Source organism: Pseudogemmobacter bohemicus (assembly GCF_003290025.1).
Classification (GTDB): domain Bacteria; phylum Pseudomonadota; class Alphaproteobacteria; order Rhodobacterales; family Rhodobacteraceae; genus Pseudogemmobacter; species Pseudogemmobacter bohemicus.
Map to the genome: position 1 here is coordinate 118,410 of NZ_QNHG01000001.1, position 7,919 is coordinate 126,328.

Consider the following 7,919-nt stretch of genomic DNA (forward strand, 5'->3'; position numbering starts at 1 on the left):
CCAGCCGCCCGGCGGGAAATGCGCGCTACGCGAAACCGCAGCCAGTCGGAGGATAAGATGGACGGAAATGACGTGAAATCGGGCGGAAAATGCCCGGTCATGCATGGGGCGAATACCGAGCTGGGCATGAGCGTGATGGCCTGGTGGCCGAATGCGCTGAACCTCGACATTCTCAGCCAGCAAGACACCAGGACCAACCCGCTGGGGCAGGCTTTCAACTATCGTGAAGCCTTGAAGGGCCTTGATGTCGAGGCGCTGAAAGCCGATCTGCGCGCTTTGATGAATGACAGCCAGGACTGGTGGCCGGCGGATTACGGCTCTTATGTCGGCATGTTCGCGCGGACCGCCTGGCATATGGCGGGCTCGTATCGCGTCACCGACGGGCGGGGTGGTGGCAATACCGGCAACCAGCGTTTCGCGCCGCTGAACTCCTGGCCGGACAACGTTAATACCGATAAGGGCCGCCGCCTTCTGTGGCCGATCAAGAAGAAATACGGCAATGCGGTCTCCTGGGCCGATCTGATCCTGCTTGCGGGCACGATTGCCTATGAGGTTGCGGGCCTGAAAACCTATGGTTTCGCCTTTGGCCGCGAAGACATCTGGCATCCCGAGAAAGACACCTATTGGGGGTCGGAAAAGGAATGGCTGGCGCCGTCTGATGGCCGTTACGGCGATGTGGCGAAGCCCGATACGCTGGAAAACCCGCTTGCCGCCGTGCAGATGGGCCTGATCTATGTGAACCCCGAAGGCGTGAACGGCAAATCCGATCCGCTGGCGACGGCAGCGCAGATGCGCGAGACCTTCTCGCGCATGGCGATGAATGACGAGGAAACCGTCGCGTTGACCGCCGGCGGCCATACGGTCGGCAAATGCCACGGCAATGGCCAGGCCTCGAACCTCTCTCCCGATCCCGAAGCCGCCGGCCCGGAATTCCAGGGCCTTGGCTGGATTAATACCAAAACCCGCGGGATTGGCCGTGACACGGTTGTCTCGGGGCTGGAAGGCGCCTGGACCACCCATCCGACCAAATGGGATAATGGCTTCTTCGAGATGCTGTTCAAACATGACTGGCATATCGTGACGACCCCGGCAGGCGCCCATCAATGGGAGCCGGTCTCCATCCTTGAGGAAGACAAGCCGGTCGATGTGGAGGATCCGCAGACCCGCGTCATGCCGATGATGACCGATGCCGATATGGCGCTGAAGGTCGATCCCGGTTACCGCGCAATTTCCGAGCGGTTCCGCGCGGATCAGGCGTATTTCTCGGAGGTCTTCGCCCGCGCCTGGTTCAAGCTGACCCATCGCGACCTCGGCCCGAAATCGCGCTACATTGGCCCGGATGTGCCCGCCGAAGACCTGATCTGGCAGGATCCGGTTCCGGCAGGCGCCAAAGGTTATGACGTGGCGGCGGTGAAGGCGAAGATCGCAGCCTCGGGCCTCTCGGTCCAGGACCTGGTCACCACCGCCTGGGATTCGGCACGCACCTTCCGCCATTCCGACAATCGCGGTGGCGCGAATGGGGCCCGCATCCGTCTGGCGCCGCAAAAAGACTGGGAAGGCAATGAGCCCGCCCGCCTCGCCCGCGTGTTGTCGGTGCTGGAGCCGATTGCGGCTGCTTCGGGCGCCAGCCTCGCCGATGTGATCGTGTTGGCCGGCGGCGTCGGTGTGGAACAGGCCGCGAAAGCCGCCGGTTTCAGCGTCGAGGTCCCCTTCGCTCCGGGTCGTGGTGATGCCTCCGACGCCCAGACCGACGCGGAAAGCTTTGCCCCGCTGGAGCCGATCCATGACGGTTTCCGCAACTGGGTCAAAGCCGATTACACGGTCTCGCCAGAAGAGCTCCTGCTCGACCGCGCCCAGCTGATGGGGCTGAGCGCGCCGGAAATGACTGTTCTCCTTGGCGGGCTGCGGGTGATCGGCGCGAACCATGCCGGAGCCAAACATGGCGTCTTTACCACGACCCCCGGCGCGCTCACGAATGACTTCTTCACCACGCTGACCGATATGGCGTTCAAATGGGTGCCGGTCTCGAAATCGACCTATGAGATCCAGGACCGCAAGACCGGGGCTGCGAAATTCACCGCCACCCGCGTCGATCTCGTCTTCGGGTCGAATTCGATCCTGCGCGCCATTGCCGAAGTCTATGCCCAGGACGACAACAAGGAAAAGCTGGTCCAGGACTTCGTAAAAGCCTGGGTCAAGGTGATGAACGGCGACCGGTTTGATCTGAAAGCCTGAGCCAGACCGAAAGGCCCCGGGAACCACTCTCCGGGGCCTTTTCCTGTCCTTTTCATAGTCCTTAAATCCCGGGGGCGCTGCCCCCGTCTTGTTGTGTTTCTGTAAGTCTGTGACCGGGTTTTATTGGGTTTGATACCAGCCAGCCATTTCCGGTGTAAGCCAGGATCAGGCGGTTGAGGGCTGCGCTGTGGCGTGGTTGAAGCGCCGCCACCACCTGCTGATCGAGGACCGCGAGACCCGACGCGCGGCGGGAAATGTGGTGCGAACCGCGCTCACGATCTGATCATAGGTCTGGCTGCCGATCCGGTCGAGGATGAAGGCCCTGACTTCCTGGTCAGCTTCGCTTCCAGGTGGTGCCCGCTGCGGCGCTGCGCCCGCCATTCGCCCGGAATTAACCCCGTGTTTAAGGGGGGGATCAAACTGCCCCTGAAGCACGGCGGAAAGCGCTGTCCTGTTGTTCTGCGCCCGTCCGATATCTGCGGCGACCTCCTGTGCCATTTTGGACAGACGACAAGCCACGGCAAAACCCTTTGTCATTGGCAGCAGGGCCTTGTGTCCAGCAACAGTGCGTCCCACTCAGGAGGAGCTGCGCAAAGCGACTGAACCTCTGCAACCATGTGGGAGAAGGTATCAGGCGCCCAGGTCAATGAGAAAAACCGTTCCTGTGGCCTGCCGCCAGGCCGGATAAGATTGAACCTGTCGGCGTCAAAACATTCTCCAATCGTTGCATTCTCCCCTGAAGCGCCCAGGTGATGGCTGTCGCAGGCAAGTGCCAGAGTTTCCCCCGGCTTTCCCCGGGCAACTTCCCAATCAACTTTGATCGGCGGACATAGCCCCCTGCGCGCTGCCCGTGATAGGGATCAGGCCCGTCATCTTCTTTCGCGCAGTCAGGGATGATACCGGCATGTATCTGGCAGGGGCAAGTTCAGCGCCAGGCCGCTCTTTCAGCGCTGCCGGAATGTCTTCCACTCTGGCCCTGGGCGGCAGGCCGGGAAGATCGGCCAGCACCTGCCCGAAGCGAGCGAGATCGGGATTGGGGGTCGTTGCAATCCTGTCGGAGGGGCGGGATTCATGCGGTCTTGCCTCGCTGGCCAGCGCCCGTGAGGCAGAGATTGGGGCTCTGAACCAGACCTGCGCCTTTCAGGCGAACGATCTGTCGGGTCTTCGGGTGGAACAGAAAGGACGGGCTGAGGGTGCGGTGTTCCTTCCTCCCGATCATTTCATATGCGGTCGCGGTCCACTCGACGCGCTCCCGGATCCCGCTTTCGTCGGCTCGCAACTCCCTGATCCGGCCAGCGGCGGGCACCGGGCCGTTGAGCCTTGCTTCGGCTTTGCCGTTCTGGTGCTGGTAATCGACCGGAAGATCGATGCCCGAGGCCTGGAATGCGAGAATCAGCCCCGAGGGGTCCGGCAGGTCAAAGCTGCGACCATCCCGCCCGGCGACGGGGCCGGACGGCGACAGGTGAACCCATTCAGGCACGAGAGCCAGCTGGCGGAAGCGCAAGGTGACAGGTGGCGGTCTCGAGGCCGTTCATCCTCCCCGCCCCCCTCAGGCGATCCACGGGGTAACGATCAACTCTGCGGTCCCTTTCCAGACGTTCGACCCGCCATCGGGATTGAGAAGGGCATTGAGAATGTGCAATGCCTTCTGTTCCAGAACGGGCGGCACAACCAGGATTGTCGGCTGAATACCGGGAATGCGATCCCCATCGGCGCGGAAGTTCATCATCGCAGCACGGGCGCCGGCATAGCTCTCCGTCGTCAGGTCCCGTTTCGATCCCCAGGCGAGGTGCCAGAGGCCGAAACCCGCATTGACCCGTGCCCGGACGCAATAGATGCCCCCCGCGCGCCTTCAGCCCTTCCGCGTCTGCGCCGGGTCCCCGCGCGGGATCAGCCCGGCCAGGGCCCGCGACACCAGCGCCGACACGCCGGGCCGCGCCACCGCCCGGAACGGCAGCGGCCGGCATTGCTCCATCGCGGCGACGCCAATCCGCGCTGTCAGCGCCCCGTTCACCACCCCCTCACCAAAGCGGCGCGAGAGTTTCGACAGCACGCCCCCCCCCAGGGCCGAGCCCATCAGGTCATCGGCCAGCGACACCGCCCCCGCCGCCAGCAGCGAGGAAAACACCCGCCTGAGCAGGCTCCAGCTGCCCAGAGTGCCCGAGCGTCCGCCATAGATCACCGCAATCCGCCGGATCATCGCGAGGTTGGAATAGAGCACCGCTGCCACATCGGCCAAAGCCAGTGGCACCAGCGCGGTGACCATCGCCACCCGCCGCGCGGCGGCCTCGATCTCGGCGCGGGCAAGCTGGTCCAGCGGCGCGAGCATCTCTGCCTCGGCGAGCGCCATCAGCGCATCGGCATCAAGCACCTCTCCCTCATGGCTGCGAAACCGGTTGAGCCCCCAGGCCGCCTCGGGGCGGGTTTTATAAAGCGCCGCGATGCTCCCGGTGACGCTGCGCGCCTCTTTCAGATCGGCGCTCAGATGCGCGTCCACGGCCCGCGCGCGCAGATGGTCAAGGCGTGCGATACGGGCAAAGCCCATCCCCTCGCGCGCGGCCAGGATCAGCGCGATCAGCACCGCCAGCGCCACCAGCACGAAAGCGATCCAGCCCAGCAAGGCATTGCGGGCAAAAAGCGAGGCGGTGAAATCCCAGGCGGCAACCCCCAGAACAAAGGTGAAAAGGCTGCTGAACACCCAGATCGCCGCCCGTTTCAGCCCCGAGCGCCGCATCCCCGCCGCCCGGGCCAACTGTTCCAGCGCCAGATCGGCCGCAGCGCCCCCCTGGGGCAGATCGGTGATCGGGGCTGCGGTGCCGGGATCGGCCTCTGGCAGATCCTCTGCGTCGATCTCTTCGATAAACGGCCGATGGGGAGATTGGGTCACAGCCGGTCTCCGATCAGAAACTCCACCGCGCGGTCGAGGCGGATATGGGGCGGCCCTTCGCCGGGTTTCAGCGACAGCCGGGCAGGGGCAAATTCCATCATGCCGAATTCCGCATCCAGCCAGGCGGTCGCGCCTTCGCGGGCCGGCGACAGGATCCGCGCCGGGTCTGAGGGCAGGGCGCCGGGATACATCACCGCCTGTCGGCCGGTCGATAAAAGCCGCCCGCGCACGGCGGGCAGGTCGACCCCATCGCGCGTCACCATCTCCTCGACCGTGGCGCGCAGGCTGGCCAGAGACAAGGCCGCCACCTCTGAGCCGGCGAATTCGGCACGGCCCTTCGCCTCGGCGACCAGCGCCCCGGTGATCGCGGTCAAAGCGGGGTGCTGTTCGTGATGCAGATGATCGGCGCGGGTGGCGGCAAAGAGGATTTTCGCCACCCGTCTGGCCCCGATCAGCGAAGCCAGCCAGGACGCGCGCCCGACGCGGAAGGCGGTCAGCACCTCGGCCATCACCTTCCTGAGGTCCTCGACCGCCTGCGGCCCCTGATGGATGGCCCCCAGCACATCCATCAGCACGATCTGGCGGTCGACGCGGGCGAAATGGTCGCGGAAAAACGGGGTTACCACTTTTGACTTATAGCCCTCGAACCGCCGCACCATTTCGCGCCAGAGCGATCCGCGCGGCGCATTGGCCGGTTCGGGGAGGGGCGCGAAGGCCAGGACGGGCGAGCCGGCAAGGTCTCCGGGCAAGAGGAACCGGCCCGGCGTGCAATCCGACCAGCCGGCGGCGCGGGCGGCGGTCAGGTAGCGGGTGAAGGAGGCGGCCAGTGCCTGGGCGCGCGCCTCACCCAGCGGCAGGGCCCCGTCTTCTGCCCGGGCCAGCGCCAGGAAATCGCGCGCCTCGGGCAGGCGAGTGGCCCGTTTCGCAACCAGGGCAAGGGTATCCTCGGACCAGGCGGCATAGGGTTTCTCCATCAGCGCCAGATCCAGCAGCCATTCGCCGGGGTAATCCACGATGTCGAGATGCAGGATCTGCGGCCCCCGGAACCCCGCAAACCAGCCCGAGGGCCTTGTGCGAAACGACAGCCGCAGCTCGGCGATCGAGCGGGTGGAAGAGGGCCAGCGCGGATCGTCGCCGGTCAGCGCCGCCAGATGCGTCTCATAGTCGAAACGCGGCAGCGTCAGGTCGGGTTGTGGCTGCAGATGCACCGCTTCGATCCGGCCTTCGCGCGCGGCGCTGAGCTGCAACATCCGGCCCCGGTTCAGCAGATTGGCGATCAGCGAGGTGATGAAGACGGTTTTCCCTGCGCGCGACAGGCCGGTGACGCCAAGCCGCAGCACGGGTTCATAGAGAAGGCCGGAAATCCCCGCCTGGGTCTGTTCGATCCCGCGCGCGATCCCGTCAGTGATGCCGAAAAGTGCCAAACCTGCCCCCACTTCACTAGCGGCGAAGATAGGGCCTGGGGCGCGGCTTGGGAAGGTGGACGAAGCCCCTGTTCTCGGCTAAGCGGCGGGAATGGCGCGCTTTGCTTTCAGGATCGAATATGACGGGGGGCCGTTCAACGGCTGGCAGCGCCAGGCCGGGGGGCAGCCTTCGGTGCAGCAGGCGATCGAGGAAGCGCTGGCCAGGCTTGAGCCGGGCGCGCATCGCATCTCTGCCGCCGGGCGCACCGATGCCGGTGTCCATGCGACGGGGCAGGTGGCCCATGCCGATCTGACGAAGGAGTGGGAGCCGTTTCGCCTGGCCGAGGCGCTGAACTGGCATCTGAAACCACAGCCGGTGGCGATCACCGCCTGCGCCGGGGTCGCGCCCGATTTCCACGCGCGGTTTTCAGCGCTGGAGCGGCGGTATCTGTTCCGCCTGATGGCGCGGCGCGCGCCGGCGGTGCTGGAGGCGGGCCGTGTCTGGCAGGTGCGCGGCTCCCTTGATCTGGCCGCGATGCAGGAGGCTGCGGCGCATCTGATCGGGCGGCATGATTTCACCACCTTCCGCTCGGCCATGTGCCAGGCGGAAAGCCCGGTCAAAACGCTGGACGAGATCAGGATCGAGGAGGTTCCCTGCCAGGGCGGCCAGGAATTCCGTTTCCACCTCAGGGCGCGCAGCTTCCTGCACAACCAGGTGCGCTCTATCGTTGGCACGCTGGAGCGGGTGGGGGCCGGTGGCTGGCCGCCCGCCAGGGTAAAAGCAGCGCTGGAGGCGGCAGACCGCGCCGCCTGTGGCCCGGTCTGCCCGCCAGAGGGGCTGTATCTGACCGGGGTTGGCTATCCGGCGGATCCATTCGGCGAATAAGCGGCCCCCCGGATTATGGCCCCCTGGATCACGAACGCAGAAGTCACGCCCGCAGAGGTCAGGGGCGCATAAGTCACGCCCGCAGATGGCGCACCCGCGCCGCCCATTCGATGGCGGCGGCGTGGAGGCGGTCGATCCGCAGCTCTTCGCGCAATTCCTCCAGCATCCGCAGTTCTTCCTGGCTGTGGCGCCCGTCGGCGGTGACCACATCGCAGGCCAGCGCATAGGCGGTCTCATGCAGCCTTTCCGGCAGCGCATCGCGGATCAGACCGAAAAACGCATCCAGCCCGTCCTCTTCCTCAAAAAGGTCGAACACGGTCTGCGCCACGCGGCGCATCCGGTCGGTGTCATAGCCGGAAAAGACCGGCATCAGATTGACCATGCTCTGGATGGCCACCAGCTCGGCGGTGCGCATATTCTGGTCCGAGGCCGAACAGGCGATCATCACCGCGACCAGAGCATCCTGGGGTGACATCGAGGGGGGGGCGGTCTGGGGCAATCTCATCCT

The 7,919-nt window shown here is 65.3% G+C and carries 7 protein-coding genes; 2 read left to right on the forward strand and 5 right to left on the reverse strand.

Going from position 1 to position 7,919, the window contains the following annotated elements; translation table 11 throughout:
- Window positions 1–57 precede the first annotated feature (57 nt).
- Window positions 58–2,235: a catalase/peroxidase HPI gene (gene katG, locus DRF71_RS00510; protein WP_112308694.1), complete on the forward strand. Its 2,178-nt coding sequence runs from the start codon at window positions 58–60 to the stop codon at window positions 2,233–2,235.
- Window positions 2,236–3,304: 1,069 nt separating this feature from the next.
- On the opposite strand, the gene DRF71_RS00520 is transcribed toward katG, so the two are convergent.
- Genes DRF71_RS00520 through DRF71_RS00535 form a run of 4 tightly spaced genes read right to left on the reverse strand, consistent with a single transcriptional unit; the run spans window position 3,305 to window position 6,546 of the window.
- The gene (locus tag DRF71_RS00520) at window positions 3,305–3,739 is read right to left on the reverse strand and encodes a phage protease (RefSeq protein ID WP_112308696.1); all 435 of its coding nucleotides are present in this window, start codon (window positions 3,737–3,739) and stop codon (window positions 3,305–3,307) included.
- Between the two features lie 45 nt (window positions 3,740–3,784).
- Entirely contained in the window at window positions 3,785–4,072 is a 288-nt protein-coding gene (locus DRF71_RS00525; RefSeq protein ID WP_112308697.1) for a Mu-like prophage major head subunit gpT family protein, read from the reverse strand.
- 15 nt (window positions 4,073–4,087) lie between these two features.
- Window positions 4,088–5,122 (reverse strand): YcjF family protein, encoded by a 1,035-nt coding sequence (locus tag DRF71_RS00530; RefSeq protein WP_232831232.1) that lies wholly within the window; start codon window positions 5,120–5,122, stop codon window positions 4,088–4,090.
- Complete coding sequence (locus DRF71_RS00535) at window positions 5,119–6,546, reverse strand: YcjX family GTP-binding protein (protein ID WP_112308698.1); 1,428 nt, start codon at window positions 6,544–6,546, stop codon at window positions 5,119–5,121. Before DRF71_RS00535 ends, DRF71_RS00530 begins: the two co-directional genes overlap by 4 nt.
- Window positions 6,547–6,637: 91 nt before the next feature.
- Here DRF71_RS00535 and truA point away from each other — a divergent pair, with 91 nt between their 5' ends.
- Complete coding sequence (truA, locus tag DRF71_RS00540) at window positions 6,638–7,411, forward strand: tRNA pseudouridine(38-40) synthase TruA (protein ID WP_112308699.1); 774 nt, start codon at window positions 6,638–6,640, stop codon at window positions 7,409–7,411.
- Between the two features lie 73 nt (window positions 7,412–7,484).
- Here the strand turns inward: truA and DRF71_RS00545 are convergent, their stop codons facing one another.
- On the reverse strand, window positions 7,485–7,916 hold the full coding sequence (locus tag DRF71_RS00545) for a tellurite resistance TerB family protein (RefSeq protein WP_112308700.1): 432 nt from the start codon (window positions 7,914–7,916) through the stop codon (window positions 7,485–7,487).
- Window positions 7,917–7,919 lie beyond the last annotated feature (3 nt).

Coding starts and splice junctions, on each gene's coding strand:
- katG (WP_112308694.1), top strand. CDS start 58: ATGGACGGAAATGACGTGAAATCGGGCGGAAAATGCCCGGTCATGCAT.
- truA (WP_112308699.1), top strand. CDS start 6,638: ATGGCGCGCTTTGCTTTCAGGATCGAATATGACGGGGGGCCGTTCAAC.
- DRF71_RS00545 (WP_112308700.1), bottom strand. CDS start 7,916: ATGAGATTGCCCCAGACCGCCCCCCCCTCGATGTCACCCCAGGATGCT.